This is a genomic window from Mesorhizobium sp. CA13, assembly GCF_020165235.1.
Lineage (GTDB): Bacteria > Pseudomonadota > Alphaproteobacteria > Rhizobiales > Rhizobiaceae > Mesorhizobium.
Map to the genome: position 1 here is coordinate 229,145 of NZ_JAIUHS010000001.1, position 25,235 is coordinate 254,379.

Genomic DNA, 25,235 nt, shown 5'->3' on the forward strand with positions numbered 1-25,235 from the left:
CGGCCCGGATCACCAAGTGCCGCGTGGCACGAATTTTGCCGGCTGTCCGCAAACCGCCTGCTGCCGCGTCTTACGCAAAGTGGGGGCAAACAGCGACTTTCAGCACAAATGCATGCAGGGACGGCCGCATGGCCGGGCCGATATTCCCGATCGGTTGCCGATTTTCCGGCTCTTGCCAGAGCGGCAAGGCCCGGCGGTTGAATAGCCGGCTTCGATGAGGCATTTCTGAAATGAGGGGGCAAAGCGATCGGAATCGCCGACCGCTTTCCCGCGATGACAGCGAAGGAAACGGACCGCAACGCATGGCGATCAGGCAATGAACTGGAGACGCTATTTCTGGCCGGTCGTCGGCATCGGGGCGGTGATTTTCTCGCTCCTGCTGCTCTGGCATGAATTGCGCGGCATTTCGCTCGACGATGTCTGGGACGGTATTGCGGCGATCCCGGCGAGCGGCTGGATCCTGGCGGGGCTGAGCTCGGTTGTCGCCTATGCCTCGCTGGCCGGATACGACCACATCGCGCTCCTGCATATCGGCAAACGCGTGTCGTGGCTGTTCGTCACGCTGTGCTCCTTCACCACCTACGCGCTGTCGCACAATATCGGCGGCTCGGTGTTTTCGGGCGCCGTCATTCGCTACCGCGCCTACGGCACGAGGGGATTGAGCGGACAGGATGTCGGCGTGCTGGTGGCGATCTGCTGGATTACTTTCGTGCTGTCGACCGTACTTGCCTCCGGCCTCGTTCTGGTGTTCGAGCCGCAGATCATCGATCGCTTCTCGGGCATTGCCCATCACGGCCTCTCGCGTGCTGCGGGCATCGTCATGCTTGCCGTCGTCGCCGCCTACATCTTCGGCAGCTGGCTGCATCTGCGGCCGCTCAAGATCGGCAGCTTCCAGCTTCACTATCCGGCCCTGCCGATCGTGGCGCGGCAGTTGCTGATCGGCCCGATTGAGCTGGTGGCGGCAGCCGCGATCATCTTCTTTGCCCTGCCCGAGCCCCACAACCCCGGCTATTTCGTCGTTCTCGGCGTGTTCCTCGTCTCCTTCGCGATCGCGCAGATCTCGCACGCGCCGGGCGGGCTGGGCGTGTTCGAAGTGGTGTTCCTGGCCGGGCTCTCCGACATGGACCCCGTGGGCGTGCTGGCGGCCCTGCTGGTGTTCCGGCTGTTTTATCTCATCGTCCCGCTGTTTCTGGGCCTGGGCATCGTGCTCTACTTCGAGCGCTCGCAGTTCGGGCGGACAGGGAGCTGAGGCGCCGCGCCGAAACATCACAATTGAAACACCGGCAGGCTTGACTATTTTCCGCTGGCGGCTACAAGGCAGCGCTCACAGCGGTTCGCCCGCTCGACCCGCGCGGTTCATGACCGCGCCTGCTGGGGAATAGGTTAACGGTAGACCCACGGACTCTGACTCCGTTAGTCCTGGTTCGAATCCAGGTTCCCCAGCCAAATCATTTTTCGCAGTAAAATCAATCACTTAACTTTCGACATTAGCAGGGTTCGTTAGCACCTTTTGTTAGCTTTCCGCCCTGTGGAAATCGCCTTCTTCTGGCGACCTGGCTGGTGATTCCGGCTTATGATCTGCTCATCAGGGTGAAAGGATAGGCAAATGGGCGGTGAGGCTATGTTTGAGGATGACGACGGCGCGGCGGAAATCGCCGCCGACTGGGGCGTCGATGTCGAGCTACTTCACGAAGCGGGAGGGAAACTGGAAACGATCGACAGCAACGATGGCGGGACTGTCGTTTATCTGGTTCGCTTCGACAAGGATACCGACCCAGACCTGTTGCTTGCACTGGGCGTAGTTCCCGGCAGTTTCACAAGGAAGTCAGCTTGAACGCTTTCGACAAGCCTGACTATGAACCCGATGATTGACAGCTAGTCCAAGGGCGAGGACGGAAAGATGGAACTGAAGGAATTTGTGAAGGCCGCGCTCAATGACGTCATGGACGCCGTCCAGGAGACAATTGAAGAACGAAAAGCGGATAGGCGGCACGGCTATGTTAATCCGAAAACCCACGATTTCGGCGAAATGGAAGTCGATACGATCAAGTTCGACATTGCCGTTTCGACAGGCAATAAGGCCAAAGGAGGCGCTAGCGCGTCCCTTGAGGTCTTTTCGGTAAAGCTTGGTGGTGAAGGCGGTGGCGAACGCGAACAGTCAAACGTAAGCCGGATAGAGTTCACTCTAGCCGTTGCGTGGCCTCATACTCATATCACCGACGCCAAAAAGCTGGTGAGGGCCAGATAGAACAAGGGCACGCATATTGACTGTCGTATCACCGGACCAGAATTTTTTGGCCCTTTGGAATCTCGTGGTTTCAGCCAAAGGCTTCAATATTATCGGCCAGATTTGCAGCACATCATCATTTGTGCCGTAGCGGATTTGTCTACCCTGTCGGCGCGCGACATGCGTTCGGCAGACCGAGTCGGCACGATGTGCCTTGGCGCCGCGAGAGCGAGGCGTTGCCGGCTGGAGGCAAAGTTGGCCAAGGCGGATGTGCCGATCAGTTCGTCATGCCTGTGCAGGACGAGCGTGCAGCCCGCGCCGAACTGCTGCCGTTGAGCCTATCGACACATGCATCCACGGCGACCGGGCGCTCCTGGTCCGGGTTCGCTTTGCTGGCAGTCGGTGATCGCGACCCAGGTGCGGAGGAATGGAACCAGATCGATCCTGCAACGTCATAGAAGCAGGTGCTCATGCAGGAGTGTGACGTCGATGACCAGACTCCTTCTCGTCGCGGCGGTTGTGCTCGCCATGGCGTGCGACGTATCAGCGGCGGCAAAGCTGGATGCCGCAACCGTCAACAACGCGCAATTCGACGACGGCGAAGCGAAAGGCGTCAGTGCGACCGTGCTGAAGGCGCAAATCCTTCTGGATCGCGCACGCTTCTCGCCGGGCCTGATCGACGGCCGCGCCGCAGAGAATTTCGCCAAGGCGGTCCGGGCATTTCAGGCGGCCAACGGGTTGCCTGCCGACGGCAAGCTCACGCGCGAGACCTGGGACAGGCTGGCCGCGACGTCCCCGAGCCCGGTGCTCGAGACCTACAAGTTGACGCGCAAGGATGTGCGCGGACCGTTTACCAGGCGAATTCCGGCGCGCATGGAGAGAATGGCCCGCCTGCGCAGACTCGGCTACCACAACGCGGCGGAAAAAATAGCGGAGCGCTTCCACGTCAGCCAACAATTGCTTCAACGGCTCAACCCCGACGTCGGCTTCAGGAAGGCCGGGCAAAAGGTGCTGGTGCCTGCCGTCACCCGAGGCGATCCGCCCGCAGGTGTTGCTGACGTCGAGGTCGACAAGGGCGCACGCCAGCTGCGCGTGCGCGACCCTTCCGGCAAAGTGCTTGCGGTGTACCCCGCCTCGATCGGCAGCCAGGAGAAGCCGGCGCCGAGCGGCCAAGCGGAGGTCAAACGCGTGGTGCACAATCCGACCTATCACTACGATCCCGACTTCGCCTTCAAGGGGGTGAGGACCAAACGCCCCTTCACGATCGCCGCCGGGCCAAACAATCCGGTGGGTTCGGTCTGGATCGATTTGTCCATCGAAAGTTACGGCATTCACGGGACACCCGAGCCAAGCAAGATCGGGAAAACCTTCTCGCATGGCTGCATCAGGCTGACCAATTGGGACGCCGAAGACCTCGCCTCCGAAGTGCACGAAGGCACGAAGGTCATCTTCACCGGCGAGCCGGTGGGATCAATCACAAAGGGATCGCCGTAGCGGCATCCTGGGAGCGACTCGCTTCGACTTGGCTGCTGTCCCTGAGGCGCTGCCACCTTGACCGTCAGCCGGCCGGTGCCTCAATTCACGGCTGATCTACCCCAGCCACTTCTCATAGTCGGACACCAGCAGGTGCAGCGGGGCGACGTCCTCATCGATGTTGGAAAAGCGGCCGATCGGTTCGCGAAACACGTTGTCGGTGAGATCGTCATTGACGGTCGACACCTCGCCGATCAGCACGTCCTTGCCTTCGGCCCAGAAGGCATGCCAGACGCCGGGCAGCAGCGTGACGCTCTGGCCCGGGTCGAGCTTCAGCAGTCCGCCCGCCGGCAACCGGTGGATGGTTCCGTCGACAGGCACCGACACCTCGGCCTTGGGATCGATGCCGCCGTCGCGATCATGCATGAACAGTTCCAGCACCAGCTTGCCGCCGCCACGGTTGATGATGTCCTCGGCCTTGATGTTGTGGCGGTGCATCGGCGACAGCTGGTCCTTGCGCGAGATCATGATCTTCTCGGCATAGAGCATGCCCATGCCCTTCTTCATGTCCTCGTAGCGGCCGTTGCGCACGGTGAACAGGAACAGGCCGAGCTCCTTGAATTTTTCCTGCCCGTAGTCGGTGATGTCCCAGCCGAGCCGTGAGGTGAAGATCGCAGAGGAATCGACCTGGCGCGCCTTCATCTCTTCCGGCGACCAATAGGCGAAGGGCGGCATGATGTAGCCGAACGAGCGGATGAAAGCGTCGGCTTCGCGGATGATGTCGTTGATGGCGGAGCGTTTCATGATCGTGGTCCTCGTGTCGACTTTTCCGACAAATCGCATAGCCGAACGGCGATGCGGTGTCGATCCGTATTGCCCGATCCCGGCTTGCGGCGTGGCCGCATGGAACCACGGATCCGCTTGGCTGGCCGGGTGACACAAGACACTTTCAGGGTCATAACCCTTGCGGATTCCACAGGGTGACAGATGATGCCGACCATCCACGACCTCGATACGCCATCGATCCTGATCGATGCCGCGCGCGCCGAAGCCAATATTGCCCGCGCGCAGGCGCATGCCGACCGCCACGGGTTGAAGCTCAGGCCGCACATCAAGACGCACAAGCTGCCCTACTGGGCGAAGAAGCAGGTCGCCGCGGGCGCGGTCGGCATCACTTGCCAGAAGATCGGCGAGGCCGAGGTGATGGCCGATGCCGGGCTGACCGACATTTTTCTCCCCTACAACATCCTTGGCCGCGCCAAGCTGGAGCGGCTGAAGGCGCTGCATGGGCGCGTCACCCTATCGGTGACGGCGGACAGCATGGAGACGATCGAAGGCTTGGCCGCCACCTTCACCGATGCCGGCCATCCCCTGCCGGTCCTGGTCGAGTGCGACACCGGCATGGGCCGCTGCGGCGTGCAGACGGCTGGAGAAGCGGTTGGCCTGGCAAGACAGATCGACACGGCCAAGGGCCTCGCCTTCGGCGGGCTGATGACCTATCCGGCCGCGGGCCGCGCGGCGGAGGCCGAGGCCTGGCTCGCCGGCGCCAGGCAGGCGCTGGCCGCCTGCGGGTTTGCCTGCGAGCGCATCTCCAGCGGCGGCACGCCCGACATGTGGCGCTCCGGCGAAGACAGCGTCGTCACGGAATACCGGCCCGGCACCTACATCTATCTCGACCGCTACCAGGTCGCCAAGGGCGTCGGCAACCTTGACGATTGCGCGCTGACAGTGCTGTCGACCGTGGTCAGCCATCCGACGCGGACCCGTGCCATCCTCGACGCCGGCAGCAAGGCGCTGTCGAGCGACACGCTGGGGCTCGCCGATTTCGGTGAGCTGTTAGGCGTTGCGGGAGCGCGGGTGACGGGCCTGAGCGAGGAACACGGCACGGTGACGCTGTCAGGCGATGGCAAGCTTCGCATCGGCGAGCGCGTGCGCGTGGTGCCCGATCATTGCTGCGTGGTGACAAACCTGTTCAATGAGGTCAATTTGATCGACGGCGAGACGGTGCTGGAAACCCTGCCGGTGGCCGCGCGCGGGCGGATGGGATGACTTCTTTGGCCAGGCGCGGGTGATTCAAGCCGGCTGACGCTCAGCTTGCCGCGCCGCGACCCGCCGCATCGCAATCACCCGCCGCCGGCGGATTTCGGTGCGCATCGCCATCAGGTCAAGCGCGAAGAACAGCACCGTGAAGCCGATGGCCATCACCAGCAGCGGCCACAGCATCGAGGGGTCGATGGTCGATCCGCCCATGCGGAACACCGAGGCCGGCTGATGCAGCGTGTTCCACCAATCGACCGAGAATTTTATGATCGGGATGTTGATGAAGCCGACCAGCGTGATGATGGCGGCGGCCCACGCGGCGCGGCCGACGTCATCGAGCGCGCGGGTCAGCGCGATGATGCCGAGATACATCAGGAACAGCACGAACACCGAAGTCAGCCGCGCGTCCCATACCCACCAGGTGCCCCACATCGGTTTGCCCCAGATCGAACCGGTGACCAGCGCCAGGGCGGTGAAGACGGCACCTATGGGGGCCGCCGATTTCAGCGCGACATCGGCCAGCGGATGGCGCCAGACCAACGTGCCGAGCGCCGAGAGCGCCATCAGCGTGTAGCACATCATGGCCAACCAGGCGAAAGGCACATGGATGTACATGATGCGGACGGTGATGCCCTGCTGGAAGTCCTCGGGCGCGGTGAAGCTCATATAGAGCCCGGCGGCAAGGGTCAGCGCCGCAATCGTCGCCAGCCACGGCACGACCCGGTCGGCAAGCGCCACGAACCGTGTCGGGTTGGCAAGATCGGTCCAGCCGCTCAGGCGTGAAGTGCTGTCGCTCATGCCGCTTTAAATAGCCCGGCTATGCGTCTGGGGCAATCGAGGGAGTGTCGCAGGCCTTGTCACCTCCCCTTTTGGGGAGGATCGCTGCGAAGCAGCGGGGTAGGGATGGCGGCGCTCCCCGACCGGACCTTCGGTCCGATCTCCCCACGAGGAGGAGGTAAAAGAACCCGCTCAGGCGGCCTCGCCCTGTATCGAGCGGCTGAGGCGCCGGACCTCTTCGTCGTTGAGCAGGCCGCCGGCGCGCAGCAGGCTGGCGAAACGGCCGTTGCGCAGCGACAGTTCCGCGAAGCCGCCCATTTCGACCACCCGGCCCTTGTCCATGAACACGACCAGGTCGGCGTCGCGGACGGTGGTCAGGCGGTGGGCGATGATGAAGGTGGTGCGGTCGCGGCGCAATTCGTCGATCGCTTCCTTGACGCGGTCTTCTGTCTCGACGTCGAGCGCGCTGGTCGCCTCATCCAGCACCAGGATCGGAGCATCCTTCAGCACGGCGCGGGCAATGGCGATGCGCTGGCGCTCGCCGCCGGACAACTGGCCGCCGCGTTCGCCGACCACCGTGTCGTAGCCATTGCTCTTGGCCAGGATGAAGTCCTGTGCGGCAGCCGCGTCGGCGGCGGCATGGATCTCGTCGTTGGTCGCATCGGAGCGGCCGACGCGGATGTTGTCCTCGATCGAGCGGTTGAGCAGACCCGCATCCTGGAACACGGTGGCGATCGAATGGCGCAGCGACTTGCGGGTCACGGTGCGGGTGTCGATGCCGTCGATCAGGATACGACCGGTGGACGGCGAGAAGACGCGCTGCAACAGATTGATGAGCGTGGTCTTGCCGGCGCCGGTCGGCCCAACGATGGCTACGGTCTGGCCCGCCTGGACCTCGAAGGAGACGTCGTGGATGCCCTGCCCCGAATTGGCGAATTCGAAGCCGACATTCTCGAAACGGACGTGGCCGGTGACGTTGGTGAGATCGCGCAGCCCGTCCGGTTCGGCGGCGTCGGCCGCCGAGTCCTCGAGATGGTAGAAATCCTCGAGCTTGGCGCGGGCTTCCGAAATCTGGTTGGCGAATGCCGACATCTGGTCGAGACGGGCGATCAGCAGCGTTGCAAAACCGGTGAAGGCGATGACGTCGCCGATGCGCAGCTGGCCGTGGGTGACCAGATAGGCGCCGATCAAAAGCACCACCATCATCGAAATGGTCGACGACAGGCGATGCAGCGCGTTGGCCATGGCCCACCAGTCGAGCACAGGGTTCTGCGCATCGAGCAGGTTCTTGACATAGCGGCGCAGCGTATCGGCCTCATGGCCGAGGCGGTTGTAGCTCTGCAAAACGGCGACGTTGCTGACCGAATCCGTCACATGGGCGAATACGGTGTGATAGTGGCGCTCCACGGCGGCCTGGCCCGCCTTGGTCCGCTTCATCACCAGCCGGCCGATGCCGACATAGAGTACGCCGAGGGCCAGCAGCACCATCGACATGCGCACGTCCATGCTGAGCGCGGTCGGGATCAGCAGGAACAGCGCGACGGCGGTGGACAGATGCTGGCGCATGAATTCGAGCCAGAGGCTGAACAAGGTCTCCACGGCACGCAGCAGCGTGTGCAGGGAATTGGACGTGCCGCGCTGGTGATGCCAGGCGAGCGGCATGGTGATGACGCGCTCGAAGGAGTCGCAGAGCACTTCGCTGCGCCGGGCGTGGGCGAAGCGGTCTGCGCCGCGTGCCACAAGAACGAACGCGATGATGTTGAAGGCGCCGAGGCCGGCCCAGAGGGCGAGCGTCGAAAAGACGGAGCCGTGTGCGGAAATCGCGTCGATCACGCGACCGAACATGATCGGCTCCAGGATGGCGATGATGGCCAGCGCGACATTGGCCGAGCAGATCAGCGCCACGCGTTTCCTGTCAGCTGCCAAATAACCGAGCGCTCGCCAGTAGATTTGCAGAAGGGACACTTCAGCTACTCCGCCAAAACATTTATTGTGCACTGCACCATTTCTTGACACGTATCGGTTAACGCGTCGCAAAACAATGCCCGTCTATCCCTTCCGTTCCCGTTTAGCGAACAAAAGATGACGACGATGCGAAATCTCACGTGATCACCTAACGGGTTGAGATAAAAGGTGAAATGTCAGCCTTGCGGCAAAATCATGGCAGCCGCTGAGCGCTGCCACATTTTTAATCACGGGGAACTTGCCCGGCATGCCCCGACCGGGTGCGCCGGCTGCCGCAGCGGAGATCTGCAAATAGACAAAAGACTATCCCGCGCATTCCGGAGGATACGCGGGACAGGGTTGAAGCTGTTGATTTTACGAAGGTATCTTCACGACCACTTCGACCTTGCTACCAGCCTTCGGTTGGAAAGACGCGGATTTCGTCTTCGAACCATCGACTTCAAGCGAGATCGACTTGGTCTTTTTGTCGCGGACGACACGTACCGTGACTTCGGCCCCCAGCATTTTGAGCGTGGCGGCGTAGCCATCCCAATGGCTGGGCAGTTTCGGCTTAAACGTGATCTGCTTTCCACGCCGCTCGATGCCGAGAATGCCTTCGACCGCCGCCCGGTACAGCCAGCCCGCCGAGCCCGTGTACCACGTCCAGCCACCGCGGCCGCCCTTGTTGTCGCTGGCATTGCCGTCACCGGCGTAGATGTCGGCGGCAACCACGTAGGGCTCGACGCGGTAGCGTTCGGCCGCGGCCTCGTCCAAGGCGTGGTTGACCGGGTTCAGCATCGAGAAGCAGCGATAGGCCTCGTCGTTCAGCCCCATTTCGGCCAGCGCGATGACGAACCAGGTGGCGGCATGGGTATACTGGCCGCCATTCTCGCGAACGCCCGGCGGGTAGCTCTTGATGTAGCCCGGATCCTTCTTCGTCTTCGAAAAGGGTGGCGTGAACAGCTTGAGGATCTTGAGTTCGTCGTCGACGAGCAGCTTGGTCGCCTGCTGCATGGCCGTCGTCGAACGCGCCGGATCGCCCTCGCCCGAGAGCACGCTCCAGGACTGGGCGATGGAGTCGATCCTGCACTCCTGGGATGAGCGCGAACCGAGCGGCGTGCCATCGTCAAAACTGCCGCGCCGATACCATTCGCCGTCCCACGCCGTGCTCTCCAACGCGCGTTTCAGCGCGTCGGCATGCTTTGCCCAGGCCTGCGCGTGCTTGGCATCGCCCTCGGTCTTGGCCACGGCGGCAAAGTCGCCCAGCGTCCGCAGCAGGAACCACCCGAGCCAGACGCTCTCGCCCTTGCCTTGCTCGCCGACGCGGTTCATGCCGTCATTCCAGTCGCCGCCGAGGATCAGTGGCAGCCCGGCGGGACTGCTGCGCGTAATGGCAAGATCGAGCGCACGCGCGCAATGCTCGTAGAGGGACGCCGTCTTTTTGGAAATCTCGGGCGTGAAGAAGGCATCGTGCTCGCCCTCGCCCAGCGCCTGCCCATCGATGAAAGGCAGTTGCTCCTTCAGGATGGTGGCGTCACCCGTCACCAGCAGGTAGCGCGCGGTGGCATGGGCGAGCCACACCACGTCGTCGGAGATCAGCGTGCGCACGCCCGCCCCGGTGCGCGGCAGCCACCAATGCTGCACGTCGCCTTCGGGGAACTGCCGCCGCGCCGCGTTGAGGATCTGGTCTCGCGCCAGTTTGGGATCGTGCGCCAGCAGAGCCAGCGTGTCCTGCAACTGGTCGCGGAAGCCGAAGGCGCCACTGGCCTGATAGAAGGCAGAGCGGGCGCGGATGCGGCAAGCGAGGCTCTGGTAGGGCAGCCAGTGGTTGACCATGGCGTCGAGCGCCTTGTCCGGCGTTTCGACCTGGATGGTGTCGAGGAAGCCGCGCCACTCACGCTCGTTGTCGGCCAGACGCTGGTCGAAATCCCTGCCCCGATGATTGCGCACCAAGGCGCTCGCTTCCGCGGCCGAGCCGGCGTCCCCGAGCAGCCAGAACAGCGTGACGTCGCCGCCGGCCGGGACATCGATGTCGCGGGCGATTGCAGCGCAGGGATCGTCGCCAGCCTCCACGCGGCCTGACAATCCCGCGCCGCTCAGCACCGCCTGCGGAAATTCGCTGGTGCCGTGCCGGCCCAGGAACTCGGTCCGGTCCGATGTCACCGAATGCACGCCGTCATCGGCGGCGAGGAAGGCGACCCGCTCGCCGAAATCGAGCCCGTAGGGGTTCTGGGCCAGCAAGGCGCCGGTGGCGACATCGCGCGACGGAACGATGGTCGCCGCCGTGCGCGAGCGATGTCCGCCCAGCACCCATTCGGCATAGGCATAGACGCGCAGCCTGGCCGGCGCCGGGCCGGCATTCTGGATGCGCAGGCGGGAAATCTTCACCGGGTCGACCGGGTCGACGACATGGGTAAGGTCCATCGACAGTGAGCCGCGCTTTGACCGGAAGGTGGAGAACCCTTGGCCATGCCACGTCTCGTAAGTCATCGACGGATCGCGCACCACGGCGGCGAGCGGCGAGAAGGCCCGGCCGCTGGCGTGATCATAGATATAGATGCCCTCACCGGGCCGGTTCGAAACGGGATCGTTCGACCACGGCGTCAGCTGGTAGTCACGGCTGTTGCGGCTCCAGGTGAATGCAGCGCCTTCGGCGGAGACGTGGAAGCCGAACGAGGCGTTGGAAATGACGTTGATCCAGGGTTGCGGCGTGGTGCTGCGGCCGGCCAGGCGCACGACATAGTGCCGCCCGTCGCCCTCGAAACCACCGAACCCGTTCCATTGGCTGAGCCCGTGCCCGTCCGCCGCCAGGGCCTGCGAGCCAAAGGAATGCGTCATAGACGCCAATTCGGGCAATGCCGCCGGCTGCTGGGCGTCCCGCGCCTGCAAGGCGGCCACCTCGGCCCGCTCGATCTGATCGAAGATGGTGCCGTTGCGCGTGTGCAGAACCACGCGGGCAACCGCAAGCAGCGTCTTATAGGTGGTCTCGTCCATCAGGTCGCGGCGCACGGCGAATATGTGCTGGCGCGGTCCGAGCTCCTTGCCGCGCAAACGGCTGTTCTCGCACAGGGATTCGACCGCTCGCTGCAGGTCCTGCACATAGGAGGAGGCCTGTTCGTTGACGACGACGAAATCGATCATCATGCCACGGGTGCGCATGTACTCCTGGAAACGCAGCGCCTGCGCGACGATTTCGAGATCGGCGACGTCGCCGATCCTGACCAGGAAGATCGGGAAATCGCCGGAGATGCTGGTCGGCCACAGGCTCGACTGCTTGCCCAGTCCCGAAGCGATGGATTCGGCCGGCAGGCGCAGGAATGGATCCGGATAGATCAGATAGCGCGCCAGCTTCTGTACGTTGGCGGCGTCGGCCAGGCTGAGGCCGAGATGCCGGGTCTGCACTTGGCTGCGCGTCCAGGCAAGCATGGCCTGTCGGGCAAAGCTCTCCGGGTGATCGAGCCGGGCAATGGCCTCCTCCAGCTCCGCGCGGTTGGAACCGACGACGGTCCAGAAGGTCAGCGATATTTTCTTGTTGGCGGGCACGCGCACCTGGCGGCGCAGCGAGGCGACGGGATCGAGGGTGAAGCCGGAATGGCCGCCAAGCCGGGCGCCCGGATCGAAAGCCGCAGCGTCGACGATGGTGCGGCCGCGGCCGATGAAGGCGCGCCTGTCGGTCTCGGCTTCGGCGTCGCGCGCCGGACCGGACGGGTCGGTGACGAAATGCACCATCGTCACGTCTGGCTCGCTGGTCTCGCGCTTGCGCCGCGTGGCGAAGATCGCCCCATTGTTGGGGGCAATTTCGGTCTCCACGAACATTTTCGAGAAGGCGGGATGGGCATTGTCGGATACTTCCAGGCCCAGCACCAGCTCGGCGAAGGAGGTCACTTCGATGTGGCGGTCGGTCGGCCCCTCGTTGAACAGCGTCACGCGCCGGCCTTCGCCATTGCCTTCCGAGATGACGATGCATTCGACCTCGGAGCGCAGCGTGCCGACCAGTTTGACGAAGCTGGCCTTGTCGTCGGAGAACAGCGTCTGGGCGCGCTCCTCGGCCGCGCGCTTGGGCTCCGCCGTCGCCGACCACCAATCACCAGTGCCGGCGTCGCGCAGGAAGATGTAGGAGCCGAGCCGGTCCTCGGTCGGATCCGGCTGCCAGCGCGTGACGGACAGGTCGCCCCAGCGGCTGTAGCCGGAGCCTGTCGCGGTGACCATCACCGAATAGCGGCCGTTCGACATCACATTGGTCGAACGCAGCGCCCGCACAGGATCGAGCACGATGCGGGTGTCGGGACTCTCGGTTTCGGTCTCGTCCTTCGCCCGTTCGTCCGCCTCGGTCCTGACGGTCGCAGTCGGGATGTCGCGCGGCGCCCTCTCCTGGAGCAGAAGTTCGGCCGACTCGATGACCGGATCGCTGTGGAAACGGTCGCGCAGGCGACCCTCGAAAATGGCATCGGCGACCGCCGCGATCGACATGCCGGAATGGTGGGCCATGTAGTTCTGCACGACGACGTGATCGGTGCCTTCCGGCACGCGCTGCGGCGTGAAATCGACCGCGTCGTAATAACCATGGCGGCCAAGCGCGCCGAGTTCCCGCAGGCGCGCGAGATTCTGGACCGCTTCACGCGGGTTGAATTGCGCGGCGAGCACGGTGGCGTAAGGCGCGATCACCGTGTTCTGGCCAAGACCGCGCTTCAGCCCGAGACCGGGCACGCCGAAATTGGTGTACTGGTAGGTCAGCTCGCGGTCGCGGGCATTGTAGGCCGCTTCCGAAATGCCCCAAGGCACGTTCTTCTGGCGGCCGTACTGGATCTGGCGCTTGATGATCAGCTTGCTGGTCTGGTTGAGAATCGAACCTTGCGGTTCCTTCATCACCAGCGGCGGCATCAGATACTCGAACATCGAGCCGGACCAGGACATCAGCGCGCCCTGGAAGCCGATTTCTACGATCGGCCGGCCAAGCCGGAACCAGTGCTCGGTCGGCAGGTCGCCCTTGGCGATGGCGAACAGGCTGGTCAGCCGCGCCTCGGAGGCCAGAAGGTCGTAACAGCTCTCGTCGAGCTGGTGCTCCTCGACCCGGTAGCCGATCGACAGCAGCTTGCGCTCCGGCCGCATCAGGAACGAGAACTCCATCTCGAAGGCGAAGCGGCGCGTGCGCTCGCGCAATGTGAGCAGCTTGGCCCGCAGCGCCTCGACGGCGTTGTCGTCGCTGTGGGCGTCGTGGACATGCGCCTCGCAGGTGGCTTCGAGCCTGGCTGCCCAGTCGACAATGACGTCGCTCTGCGGCGATGCCGCCTCGGTATGGATGGCGGTGGCGAGCTTGCGGATCTCCCCGGCCAGCACAGCCAAATTGATGGTACGGATCGAGGCCATTTCCGGCTGCGCCTTGATGGTGTCGACCGCCCGCCGCATCCCGTCGAGGCGGTCGGCCAGGCGCTGGCGCAGCGGCCGCAGCTGACGGCGGTCGTCGGGCAGCTCGTCCAGGCTCTCGCCGAGGATGGTCACTGTGTCGAGGATGCCCTCGAAATCGCCCTGGAGATGAACGGACGGCGCCTCGGCCCACTCGGCGCAGGCCGCCGCCACCGCCACCAGATGGCCGGCGAGATTGCCGCTGTCGACAGCCGAGATGTAGAGCGGATAGAGCGGCTTCAGCGTGGTGGTATCGTACCAGTTGAAGAGATGGCCGCGGTTACGCGGCATGCTCTCGATGGTCGTCATCGTCGCATCGATGCGGGTTATGGCGTCGGACAGGCTGATCCAGCCGAAATCGCGGGCCGACACGACCGACAGGAGATAGACGCCGATATTGGTCGGCGAGGTGCGAGGCGCGACCACTGGCGCCGGGCTCTCCTGGAAATTGTCCGGCGGCAGATGATGATGCTCCGCCGTGACGAAGGTTTCGAAATAGTGCCAGGTGCGCCGCGCCACGGTGCGCAGCGTATGGATGTCGGACTGCGATATGCGCAGCCGGTCCTCGGTTTCGGCCGAGCGGCTGATCCAACTGGCGATCGCCGGCGAGCCGATCCAGAACAGCGCGAAGAAGAAGGCAACGAAGGCGCCGGTGGAATCGGCCAGCACCGGAATGGCGAGGCCGACGAAGCCGATGATCACGGCGCCGTACATCATGCCGTAGTAGGAGCCGGTGTCGTTGTCGCCGGCCTTGTGAGCCTGCGAGGCGGTGCGCCATTCCAGCAGGTTCTGCCGACTGACGAACAGCCGGTAGAGCGTGCGCACGATGGCGTCGCCCATCATCCAGGCATTATGCGCCATCAGCACGATCTTCAACGCCACCATGGCGGTGCCGAAGGCGACGTCGCGCGCCAGTGCGGAGAAATGGCCGCGCGGCGTCTGGTCACCGCTCTTGGGCAGTATGGCGTTGACGACGTCGAAAGTGGGCGCCATGAACAGGCTGAGGATAAGCAATGCCTGCCATTGTGCTGCCTGCGTGAAGGGCAGCAGCGTCCAGCCGGCGATCGCGGCCATCACCCAGAAGATCGGCGTCAGCGAGCGGCGCAGATTGTCGACCATCTTCCAACGCGACAGCGCCGGGACGCCGGAGCGCGGATCGAGAATGAAGCCCAGGAGCTGCCAGTCGCCGCGCGCCCAGCGATGGTGGCGCGAGGCGTCGACCGAATAGCGGGTCGGGTAATCCTCGACCAGTTCGACGTCGGTGACGAGCGCCGAACGCGCCAGCGCGCCTTCGAGCAGATCGTGGCTGAGGATGGTGTTTTCCTCGATGCGGCCCTGCAACGCGGCCTCGAAGGCATCGACATGGTAGAGGCCCTTGCCGGTGAAAGAACCGTCGCCGAAGACGTCCTGGTACAGGTCGGACACCGCAAAGACATAGGGATCGAGGCCGCGATTGGCCGAGAAGACCCGTTGGAAGAACGACGCCTCGTCGCCGCTGGTCAGCGAAGCAGTGATGCGTGGCTGCAGGATGGTGTAGCCCGAGGTGACGACGCGCCTTGTGGCATCGAAATGCGGGCGGTTGAGTGGATGGCAGAGCTTGCCGACGAGCGTGGCGACCGCGTCGCGGGTGGTGCGCGTGTCGGCGTCGAGCGTCATTACGTGAACGACTTTTTCCGGCAGCGGCACATCGAGCGGCAGGAAGGTGGTGTCGCTGTCGCCGCGCAGCAGCAGGTCGAGCTCGTGCAGCTTGCCGCGCTTGCGCTCCCAGCCCATCCAGCATCCCTGAGCGGCATTGTAGAGCCGGCGCCGGTGCAGGAGATAAAAGCGCGGTGCGCCTTCGGCGGGATAGCGGGCGTTGAGGCGGGCGATCTCGTCACGGGCGAATTCGAGAATCTCGGTGTCGGCCGCGTCGATCTCGGTCTTGCTGTCGGGCCAGTCCGACAGCAGGGCGAAGTGGATCTCGTCCGCCAGATTGGCGAGATAGTGCACTTCGATGTTGCGGATGTTTTCCTCGACGTCGTCGCGCGAGCCGATCAGCGACGGCACCACCACCAGCGTGCGTGCCTCTGACGGCACGCCGTGCCGGTAGTCATAGCCGATAAGGCGCGTCGGCTTGAGGAACAGCGAGACAACGGTGTTGAAGAAAGCGAGCGCGCCTTCGCTGGCCGGCACGGCAAACAGGGCCAGCATCAAGACGATCGCAGGCACAGACAGGCCGAGATTGGCAAGGGCATTGCCGGAAACCACCAGCAGCAGCACGGTCAGCGCAAAGACCGGCAGGACGATGCCCAGCCATCCGGTCTTGGCAAAGGTGCGCTTGACCGTCTGACTGACGGTCGGCCGGTAGCCGATCGCCTTTTCCAGCTCCAGCCGGCGTGGCCCGACAAGAAAAAAACCGACATCCGTGTGCGCGTGCGGAACCGCAACGCCAGCGGCGTCGCCGGCGGCCGATGGATTCTCGTTAGCGACCTGGCCAGCCAGTTCGATCGCCTTTTCGGCGACGCGATATTCCGAGAGATTCGAGCGGCGGGCCAGCTCTTCGATCGCGGTCCGGTACTGGTCACGCGAGAAGAAATCGAGCGCGGCGAAGTCCGTGCGCTCGCGCAGCACCGTGTCGATACGGCTGACGCCCTCGAACCACACCGTCCAGTCGATATCGTTGATGAGCCGCAGGCCGCGTATGATGTTGCCGGTCGTCACATTGCCGCTGGACAGCGTATGATGCTCGGAAATGATGATTTCCTCGGCGTCCGAGCCGGTCTTCTCGAGTTCGCCTTCCAGCCACTCCAGCGCCTTGCCTGCATTCTGCGAGCCGTCGCGCAAGCGATAGAGCAGTTGCGTGGCAAAGGTGGTGTCCTGGGCATGCGCGCTGAAATTGGCCAGGATCGCCTGGCGGTCGCGCGTATCGTCGGTCGCCAACACCTTGTCTGCGACATCATTGGCGATCTGGCGCATCTGCCGGGTGCGGTTGACCCTGACCGCCAGGCGGCGAAGATTTTCGATCAGAACGAAGCGCAACAGCGACGGTAGCGCCCAGAGTTCGCCGATCTTCAGCGGCTCGACCGACTGGAAGCCCTGGACGATGGCCTTGAACATGGTCGCGGAGACGGAGCTGTCGGAATGCGCGACATAAGTCCAGGCCAGCGCCAGCGCGCGCGGCTCGCTGCCGCCGTCGGGCAGCTTCAGTGTCGGCAATTGGCGATAGAAGCGGCGCGGCAGGTCGCGCTTGACCTGGAAAATGGTTTCCTCGACCAGATAGTTGTTGTCGAGCAGCCATTGCGCCGCGGGCGTGATGGTCTCGCCCCTCGCCTGCGCGGCGTTGGTCGAACGGTAGACTTCGAGGATCTTCTTGGCGCTGTCGCGGATGCGGGCCTGGAAATCGAACGGCGTCAGGCCGAACAGATCCGCGAGATCGCCCTTGGCCAGGCTTTCACCGAGCAGCCGAAGGCGTTCCTCCGGCAGGAAAATGGATCTTATCGGTTCTTCCGTGATGGGCGGGAAGCTCGCGCTGGTCTTTTCGATCTGTGCTGGATTCGTCTGAATATTCATTGAAAATTCCGTAAGCGGGCACTCAGCGGCGTCACCGCCACGGCAATGGCCCTAAAACCGATTCAAATGCAATTGGTTGCATGCCCAGCTTTTGCCGAAAATTGTTTCCGCACCACGACGAGACATCGTCTTTTCGACAGTTTCAAAGACGAACGCCTCTCACTCCCGCCGAGACCGATCGACGGAAAGGATTCAGGCTTTTTCGTGATCCCGGCTGGAGCTTACCCTATATTTCGCCGGCATCGCGATCATGTTTGGAAACAAGCGTTAATCGTTGGCTCGAATGCAATCGATCCGGACCACGAATACTGTCGTGTCGTCGGTCGGCTGGATGCGCAGGCCTGCTGCGGCTGAGGCAGTCAGGAGCGCGTCGAGGTGGCCAAGGCGAACAGGCTCGGCGGCGGAAACCACGACTTCCCCACCCAGGCACAGGACGAGGGTCGCGCGGCTTTCAGTCCCGATTTCCGCAGAGGCCGAAATCACGAGACGTTCGACGGAATGCCTCATGCGGCCGCGACGGGTCATTACGTTGAGATCGGTGATCGGGCCGGCGATCAGTTCGGCGCCGGTCGGCCGGTCGGCCGGAAAGGAAAACGGAGCTGAAGCGGCGGTCAGGCGCGCCGGCGGCTGGCCGGCGACATCAAGAATGATTCCCTCGCCCTCCAGCACCGATAGCGTGCGGTCGATGCCGGCAAAGCTGGAGAACGGCCCGCCGCTCTCGACGCGGGCCATCGAGACACGCCAGTCGAAGGCGTCGAGCCCGGCATCGGCCGGCGAGACGGCGATTTCCGTCGTCACGCCGCCGCCGTTCTTCCATGGCATCGATTTGTATCCGGCTGCCCGCAGGACGCGCATCGGTCGGCCCGTTAGCCCAGGATGCCGGGCAAGTTGAGCTGATGCTCCCTGGCGCAGTCGATGGCGATGTCGTAGCCGGCATCGGCGTGACGCATGACACCGGTCGCCGGGTCGTTCCACAGCACCCGCTCCAGGCGCCTGGCGGCCTCAGGCGTGCCGTCGGCGACGATGACCATGCCGGCATGCTGGGAAAAGCCCATGCCGACGCCGCCGCCATGGTGCAGCGACACCCAGGTGGCGCCCGACGCGGTGTTGAGCAAGGCGTTGAGCAGCGGCCAGTCGGACACCGCGTCCGAGCCGTCCTTCATCGCCTCGGTCTCGCGGTTCGGCGAGGCGACCGAGCCGGAATCGAGATGGTCGCGACCAATGACGACAGGCGCCTTGAGTTCGCCTTTGGCTACCATCTCGTTGAAGGCCAAGCCCAGCCGGTGGCGGTCGCCGAGGCCGACCCAGCAGATGCGCGCCGGCAAGCCCTGGAAAGCGATGCGCTCGCGCGCCATGTCCAGCCAATTGTGCAGATGCGTGTTGCCAGGCGTCAGTTCGCGCACCTTGGCGTCGGTCTTGTAGATGTCCTCCGGATCGCCGGAGAGGGCCGCCCAGCGGAACGGGCCGATGCCGCGGCAGAACAGCGGCCGGATATAGGCCGGCACGAAGCCTGGGAAGGCAAAGGCGTTCTCAAAGCCTTCTTCCTTCGCCACCTGGCGGATGTTGTTGCCGTAGTCGAGCGTCGGCACGCCGGCGTTCCAGAACGCCACCATCGCCTCGACATGCTCGCGCATCGAGGCGCGGGCGGCTTTCTCGACTGCTTTCGGGTCGGAAGTGCGCTTCTCGCGCCACTCAGCCAGCGTCCACCCCTTGGGCAGATAGCCGTTCAGCGGATCGTGCGCCGAAGTCTGGTCGGTGACCATGTCCGGGCGCACGCCGCGCCGCACCAGCTCGGGCACGATATCGGCGGTGTTGCCGACCAGGCCGACCGACTTCGCCTCGCCCGCCTTGGTCCAGCGCGCGATCTTCTCCAGCGCCTCGTCGAGCGTATCGGCACGCTCGTCGACATAGCGGGTGCGCAGCCGGAAATCGATACGGTCGGGATCGCATTCGACGGCCAGGCAGCAGGCGCCGGCCATGACGGCGGCGAGAGGCTGGGCGCCACCCATGCCGCCGAGGCCGCCGGTCAGAATCCATTTGCCCCTGAGATCGCCGCCATAGTGCTGGCGGCCGGCTTCGACGAAGGTCTCGTAGGTGCCCTGCACGATGCCTTGCGTGCCGATATAGATCCACGAGCCGGCCGTCATCTGGCCGTACATCATCAGGCCTTTCCGATCGAGCTCGTTGAATTTCTCCCAGGTCGCCCAATGCGGCACCAGGTTGGAGTTGGCGATCAAAACGCGCGGCGCGTCGGGATGGGTGCGGAAGACGCCGACCGGCTTGCCCGACTGCACCAGCAGCGTCTCGTCCTCGCCAAGCGTCTTCAGCGAAGCGGCGATGCGGTCGAAATCGTTCCAGGTGCGCGCCGCCCGGCCGATGCCGCCATAGACGACCAGTTCGTTGGGGTTTTCGGCGACATCGGGATCGAGATTGTTCATCAGCATGCGCAGCGGCGCTTCGGTCGTCCAATACCTGGCGTTGAGCTTGTCGCCGCGGGGGCTGCGCACTTCGCGGATATTGTGGCGAGGATCGGTCATCATTGTCCCTTTCGGATGGGGCGGTGCGTCAGCGCCCGGCCCAGTCAATGGCGGTTTGAAGAATCTGCTTCAGTGTTTCGCGGATTGGTGCTGCAAACCCGGCATCGTAGGGCACCGGCCAATTGCCCGGCCTGCCCTTCTCGTCGGGCTCGCGCATATAGCCACGGTTGGAGAGTTCCATCTGCAGCGCGTGGACGCCCTCGATCGGCTGGCCGAAGCGGCGCGTGATCCAGCCACCCTTGAAGCGACCATTGACGACCCAGCTCTCGCCCGTCGCGGCAAGGATGGCGGCAACTTTTTCCTGCAATGACGGGTCGGTGCTCTTGCCGTCATTGGTGCCGAGGTTGAACACCGGCAGCGTGCCGTCGAACAGGCGCGGCAGCACCGAGCGAATCGAATGGCAGTCGTAGAGAACGATCTTCCCGTGCATGCCGCGCAGCCGGTCGATCTCGGCCTGCAAAGCGGCATGGTAGGGCGCGAAATAAGTCTCGCGGCGCCGGTCGATCTCGGACGGGGTCGGCTCCTCGCCCAGGCGGTAGAGCGGATCACCGTCAAATGTCTCGGTCGGGCACAGGCCGGTTGTGGTTTGGCCGGGGTAGAGCGAAACCCCCGACGGATCGCGGTTGACGTCGATGACGGTGCGCGAGATCGCGGTGTGGACGACAGTGGCGCCGAGATCGGTGGCGAAGTCGTAGAGCTTGTCGATCCACCAGTCGCAGTCGCGCCGGCCAAGCCAGGGTGACACCAGCCGGCCGTCGAGCCCGGCAAGGTCGATGCCGGTGTGGGGGATCGAGACCAGCAGGGGTGCGGTGCCGCGCGTGACCGTGAGCCAGGAAGGTGTCATGCGAGATCTCCGCAAACTGGCGCTCTACGGCGCCCCCCTCTGCCCTGCCGGGCATCTCCCCCACGAGGGCGGAGATTGGCACTTTCGGCGCCTCGCTCAAACCTGCAACGTTGGAGATTGGCGAAAGCCTCGATGACAGCCAATCTCCCCCCTCGTGGGGGAGATGCCCGGCAGGACAGAGGGGGGCGCGAAGGGACGCGGCCTACCATGGCGAGCATTTTCATGAAGCAATCCCCGGCAGCGCCACCGCGCTCGCCGCCTTCACCGCCGCACCGCTGCGCACCATGGCGATGGCTTTCTCCATGTCGGGATGGAAATGCCGATCGTTGTCGAGATGCGACACCTCGGCCCTGACCAATTTGCGCACTGCTTCGAGCGCGGTGCTGGATGCGAGCGGCGCGTGGAAGTCACAGCCCTGGGTCGCGGCCAGCAACTCGATACCGATGACGGCCGTGGCGTTCTCGACCATGCCCATCAACCGCCGCGCACCGTGCGCCGCCATCGAAACGTGATCCTCCTGGTTGGCCGAGGTCGGGATCGAATCGACGCTTGCGGGATAGGCCTTCTGCTTGTTTTCGGAAACCAGCGCTGCCGCCGTCACCTGCGGGATCATGAAACCGGAGTTCAGGCCCGGCTTCGGCGTCAAAAAGGCCGGCATGCCCGACAGCGCGGGGTCGACCAGCATGGCGATGCGGCGCTCCGACAGCGAGCCGATCTCGCAGACGGCGAGTGCGATCATATCGGCGGCGAAAGCCACCGGCTCGGCATGGAAATTACCACCCGACAAGGCCGTGTCGTCCTCGGCGAAGATCAAAGGATTGTCGGTGACGCCATTTGCTTCCGTGCCGAGCGTGTCGGCCGCCTTGCGCAACACGTCGAGGGCGGCCCCCATCACCTGCGGCTGGCAGCGCAGGCAATAGGGATCCTGCACGCGCTCGTCGCCGACGCGGTGGGATTCTCTGATGGCGCTGCCGGCCATCAGATTTCGCAGCGCATCCGCCGTCTCGATCTGGCCGCGATGCTTCCTCAAGAGATGGATGCGCGGATCGAAGGGAGCGTCCGAGCCCTTGGCGGCGTCGGTGGACAATGCTCCCGCGACCAGTGCCGACTGATACAGAACTTCGGCCTCGAACAGGGCCGCCAGCGCGTATGCGGTCGAGAATTGCGTGCCGTTGAGCAGCGCCAGCCCTTCCTTGGCGCCAAGGACGACGGGCTCCAACCCATGCGAGACGAAGGCGACCTTGGCCGGGAAGCGGCCATGCGGAGTGAAGCATTCGCCGACGCCGATCATCACGGCCGTCATGTGCGAAAGGGGCGCGAGGTCGCCGGAGGCGCCGACCGAACCTTGCGCCGGCACCACCGGGATGACATCGTTGGCCAGCATCGCTTCCAGCAGCTCGATGGTGCGCGACCGCACGCCGGAGGCGCCTTGCGCCAGGCTGGCAAGCTTCAAGGCCATCATCAGCCTGCAAACGGCGACCGGCATCGGCTCGCCGACGCCGGCGGCGTGGGAGAGCACGATGTTGCGCTGGAGCGTTTCGAGATCCTGGGCAGGAATGCGGACGCTGGCCAGTTTGCCGAAACCGGTGTTGATGCCATAGACCGGCTCGCCCTTGGCGACGATGCGTGCGACAGCCTCCGCACTCGCCCTGATCTTTGGCCGGCAGGCATCGTCGAGCCTGGGTACGGCGCCGCGATAGATGGCGCGCCAGTCGGCCAGGGTCACGTTGCCGGGCTGCAGTACGAGTTCGGTCATTGTCCTCTCCAGATGCGCGCGTGCAAGGGGTTGAAGCCCATGCGGTAGACGAGTTCGGCCGGGCGCTCGATGCTCCAGATCGCAAGATCGGCGGATTTACCCGCCTCCAGCGTGCCGGTCTGTCCGAGCAGGCCCAGCGCGCGAGCGGCTTCGCGGGTCACGCCCGCAAGGCATTCATCGACCGTCATGCCGAACAGGGTCGCCGCCATGTTCATGGTCAGCAGCAACGACGTCAGCGGCGAGGTGCCGGGATTGTTGTCGGTGGCGACGGCCATCTTGACGCCATGCCTGCGGAATAATTCGATCGGAGGTTTCTTCGTTTCGCGAATAAAATAGTAGGCGCCGGGCAGGATCGTCGCCACGCTGCCCGATCCGGCCATTGCCGCCGCACCTGCCTCGTCGGTATATTCGAGATGATCGGCCGACAGCGCGCCATAGCGCGCGGCGAGCTCGGCGCCATGCAGGTTCGACAATTGGTCGGCATGGAGTTTTACCGGCAGGCCAAGCGCCTTTGCGGCGTCGAAGACCCGTGCCATCTGCTCGACCGAAAAAGCGATGCCTTCGCAGAAGCCATCGACGGCGTCGGCAAGCCCGTCGGCAGCGATGGCCGGCAGGATCGTGGCGGCGACGAGATCGATAAAGGCGTCCTTGTCGCCCTTGGCTTCCGGCGGCAAGGCATGGGCACCGAGGAAGGTCGTGCGGATCGTCACCGGGCGCTCTGCGCTCAAACGGCGCGCCGCGCGCAGCGACTTTTTCTCGTTTTCCAGGTCAAGGCCATAGCCGGACTTGACCTCGACGGTGGTAGCGCCCTCGGCGATCAGCGCATCGAGACGTGGCAGTGTCTGGGCGACCAGTTCGTCCTCACCCGCGGCACGCAGGGCCCTGACCGACGAGACGATGCCACCGCCGGCCCTGGCGACCTCCTCATAGGTGGCGCCGGCCAGCCGCATCTCGAATTCGTTGGCGCGGTTGCCGGCATGGACGAGATGGGTGTGGCAGTCGATCAGGCCGGGCGTGATCCAGCGGCCCTCGCAATCGACGATCTCGGCATGCTGCTCGAACGCCGCCGGAATATCGGCTTCGGCGCCGGCATAGACGATGATGCCGTCACGCGCGGCGATGGCGCCCTTTTCGACGACGCCCTGCCCCGCCGCCCCTTCGGCAAAGGTCGCCAGGCGCGCATTGCGCCATATGCGAACCGCCGCCGTCCGGCCCTTGCTCTCTCCAGCCATCATCTTTTCCCTTTGAAAGGATGGCGGTTATGTATATACATATTAAAAAGCACCGCAAGTGCTATTGTCATCATAAGCCAGGATTCGGAGAACAAATTGACGGCGATCTTTGCGGAACAGGCGCTTCTGCCGGAAGGCTGGCGAAGCAATGTGCGCATCGCGCTGGGCGAAGGGCGCGTTGCGGCAATCGACGCCGGGGTTGCGCCGAACGTCGGCGACGAGCGCCACGCCATCGTACTGCCGGGCATGCCCAACCTGCACAGCCACGCGTTCCAGCGCGGCATGGCCGGACTTGCCGAGCTGCGCGGCCCGTCGGCCGACAGTTTCTGGAGCTGGCGCGAGGTGATGTACCGTTTCGCGCTGTCGATGACGCCCGATCAGGTCGAGGCGGTCGCCGCCCAACTCTATGTCGAGATGCTGGAGGCCGGCTTCTCGCGCGTCGGCGAATTTCATTATCTGCATCACGACCGCGACGGAAAGCCCTACGCCAACATCGCCGAAATGGCCGAGCGCATCGCGGCCGCCGCCGCCGAAACCGGCATAGGCTTGACGCTGCTGCCGGTCTTCTATGCGCACTCTTCTTTCGGCGGCGCGGCTCCCAGCGAAGGCCAGCGCAGATTCATAAATGATGTGAACCGGTTCTCACGTCTGGTTGAGAAGTCTAGCGAATGCGTTCGCGCCTTGGCTCAAGCGGTCATCGGCGTCGCCCCCCATAGTTTGCGTGCCGCGACGGTCGAGGAGTTGCGACAGGTTGCTGCGATGGCGCCGGACGGACCGATCCACATCCACGTCGCGGAACAAGTGAAGGAGGTCGAGGACTGCATTGCCTGGTCGGGCGCGCGTCCAGTCGAATTTCTGCTTGGCCATGCCGATGTCGACCCGCGCTGGTGCCTGATCCATGCCACCCATATGACCGATGCCGAGACCGTGGCGATGGCAAAGAGCGGCGCGATCGCGGGACTGTGCCCGATCACCGAAGCCAATCTCGGCGACGGCACCTTTGCGGCGCCGCTGTTCACGCAACATGGCGGCCGCTTCGGCGTCGGCTCCGATTCCAACGTGCTGATCGGCCTGCCGGACGAGCTTCGGCAACTCGAATATTCGCAGCGCCTTGCCCACCGCGCCCGCAACGTGCTGGCGGTCGCCGGCGGCTCGACGGGCCGCGCGCTGTTCGACGCCGCGCTTGACGGCGGCAGCGTCGCCCTTGGCGCCGGCGCCTCGCGGATCGCCATTGGCGCATCCGCCGATCTCGTCTCGCTCGATGCAGAAAGTCCCTCGCTCGCCAGCAAGACCGGAGACGCGATCCTCGACGCCTGGATCTTCGCCAACGGCGCCAAGGTCGATTGCGTCTGGGTGCACGGCCAAAGGCAAGTCAGCGGCGGCAGGCACGCCAGGCGCGACGCCATAGCGGCGCGTTTCCGCAATGTCATGACCGCGCTTTCGGCAGGCTGAT

15 protein-coding genes and 1 tRNA gene are annotated in these 25,235 nt (G+C 64.3%); 7 read left to right on the forward strand and 9 right to left on the reverse strand.

Annotated elements, in window-relative coordinates; genetic code table 11:
- Window positions 1-316 precede the first annotated feature (316 nt).
- The 5 genes from LB566_RS01235 to LB566_RS01255 all read left to right on the forward strand — a co-directional run bounded on the left by LB566_RS01235 (window position 317) and on the right by LB566_RS01255 (window position 3,721).
- On the forward strand, window positions 317-1,249 hold the full coding sequence (locus tag LB566_RS01235) for a lysylphosphatidylglycerol synthase domain-containing protein (protein WP_224622588.1): 933 nt from the start codon (window positions 317-319) through the stop codon (window positions 1,247-1,249).
- 123 nt (window positions 1,250-1,372) lie between these two features.
- Window positions 1,373-1,446: transfer RNA gene (locus LB566_RS01240), tRNA-Gln, on the forward strand.
- A 160-nt stretch (window positions 1,447-1,606) separates the two neighbouring features.
- Window positions 1,607-1,834, forward strand: coding sequence for a hypothetical protein (locus LB566_RS01245; protein WP_224622590.1), 228 nt, complete (start codon window positions 1,607-1,609; stop codon window positions 1,832-1,834).
- Window positions 1,835-1,900: 66 nt separating this feature from the next.
- Window positions 1,901-2,248, forward strand: a complete 348-nt coding sequence (locus LB566_RS01250) for a trypco2 family protein (RefSeq protein WP_224622592.1) — start codon at window positions 1,901-1,903, stop codon at window positions 2,246-2,248.
- A gap of 468 nt (window positions 2,249-2,716) precedes the next feature.
- Entirely contained in the window at window positions 2,717-3,721 is a 1,005-nt protein-coding gene (locus tag LB566_RS01255; RefSeq protein ID WP_224622593.1) for a L,D-transpeptidase, read from the forward strand.
- A gap of 96 nt (window positions 3,722-3,817) precedes the next feature.
- Here the strand turns inward: LB566_RS01255 and LB566_RS01260 are convergent, their stop codons facing one another.
- Complete coding sequence (locus tag LB566_RS01260) at window positions 3,818-4,504, reverse strand: D-lyxose/D-mannose family sugar isomerase (RefSeq protein ID WP_140560557.1); 687 nt, start codon at window positions 4,502-4,504, stop codon at window positions 3,818-3,820.
- 186 nt (window positions 4,505-4,690) lie between these two features.
- Between LB566_RS01260 and LB566_RS01265 the strand changes: the two genes are divergently transcribed.
- Window positions 4,691-5,749, forward strand: coding sequence for a D-TA family PLP-dependent enzyme (locus tag LB566_RS01265; RefSeq protein WP_224623613.1), 1,059 nt, complete (start codon window positions 4,691-4,693; stop codon window positions 5,747-5,749).
- A 24-nt stretch (window positions 5,750-5,773) separates the two neighbouring features.
- On the opposite strand, the gene LB566_RS01270 is transcribed toward LB566_RS01265, so the two are convergent.
- The 8 genes from LB566_RS01270 to hutI all read right to left on the reverse strand — a co-directional run bounded on the left by LB566_RS01270 (window position 5,774) and on the right by hutI (window position 23,782).
- Window positions 5,774-6,538: a heme ABC transporter permease gene (locus LB566_RS01270; RefSeq protein WP_224622595.1), complete on the reverse strand. Its 765-nt coding sequence runs from the start codon at window positions 6,536-6,538 to the stop codon at window positions 5,774-5,776.
- 171 nt (window positions 6,539-6,709) lie between these two features.
- On the reverse strand, window positions 6,710-8,482 hold the full coding sequence (locus tag LB566_RS01275) for a glucan ABC transporter ATP-binding protein/ permease (RefSeq protein WP_140521731.1): 1,773 nt from the start codon (window positions 8,480-8,482) through the stop codon (window positions 6,710-6,712).
- 354 nt (window positions 8,483-8,836) lie between these two features.
- On the reverse strand, window positions 8,837-17,413 hold the full coding sequence (locus LB566_RS01280; RefSeq protein ID WP_224622597.1) for a GH36-type glycosyl hydrolase domain-containing protein: 8,577 nt from the start codon (window positions 17,411-17,413) through the stop codon (window positions 8,837-8,839).
- Window positions 17,414-17,680: 267 nt separating this feature from the next.
- Window positions 17,681-18,268: a HutD family protein gene (locus LB566_RS01285; RefSeq protein ID WP_224622599.1), complete on the reverse strand. Its 588-nt coding sequence runs from the start codon at window positions 18,266-18,268 to the stop codon at window positions 17,681-17,683.
- An 11-nt stretch (window positions 18,269-18,279) separates the two neighbouring features.
- Window positions 18,280-19,953 (reverse strand): urocanate hydratase, encoded by a 1,674-nt coding sequence (gene hutU, locus LB566_RS01290; protein ID WP_224622601.1) that lies wholly within the window; start codon window positions 19,951-19,953, stop codon window positions 18,280-18,282.
- A gap of 25 nt (window positions 19,954-19,978) precedes the next feature.
- Window positions 19,979-20,794, reverse strand: coding sequence for an N-formylglutamate deformylase (hutG, locus tag LB566_RS01295; RefSeq protein ID WP_224622603.1), 816 nt, complete (start codon window positions 20,792-20,794; stop codon window positions 19,979-19,981).
- A gap of 220 nt (window positions 20,795-21,014) precedes the next feature.
- Window positions 21,015-22,550, reverse strand: coding sequence for a histidine ammonia-lyase (gene hutH / locus LB566_RS01300; protein ID WP_224622605.1), 1,536 nt, complete (start codon window positions 22,548-22,550; stop codon window positions 21,015-21,017).
- Window positions 22,547-23,782, reverse strand: coding sequence for an imidazolonepropionase (gene hutI, locus LB566_RS01305; protein WP_224622607.1), 1,236 nt, complete (start codon window positions 23,780-23,782; stop codon window positions 22,547-22,549). Before hutI ends, hutH begins: the two co-directional genes overlap by 4 nt.
- A 96-nt stretch (window positions 23,783-23,878) precedes the next feature.
- Between hutI and LB566_RS01310 the strand changes: the two genes are divergently transcribed.
- Window positions 23,879-25,234, forward strand: a complete 1,356-nt coding sequence (locus tag LB566_RS01310; protein ID WP_224622609.1) for a formimidoylglutamate deiminase — start codon at window positions 23,879-23,881, stop codon at window positions 25,232-25,234.
- The last annotated feature ends 1 nt before the right edge of the window (window position 25,235 follow it).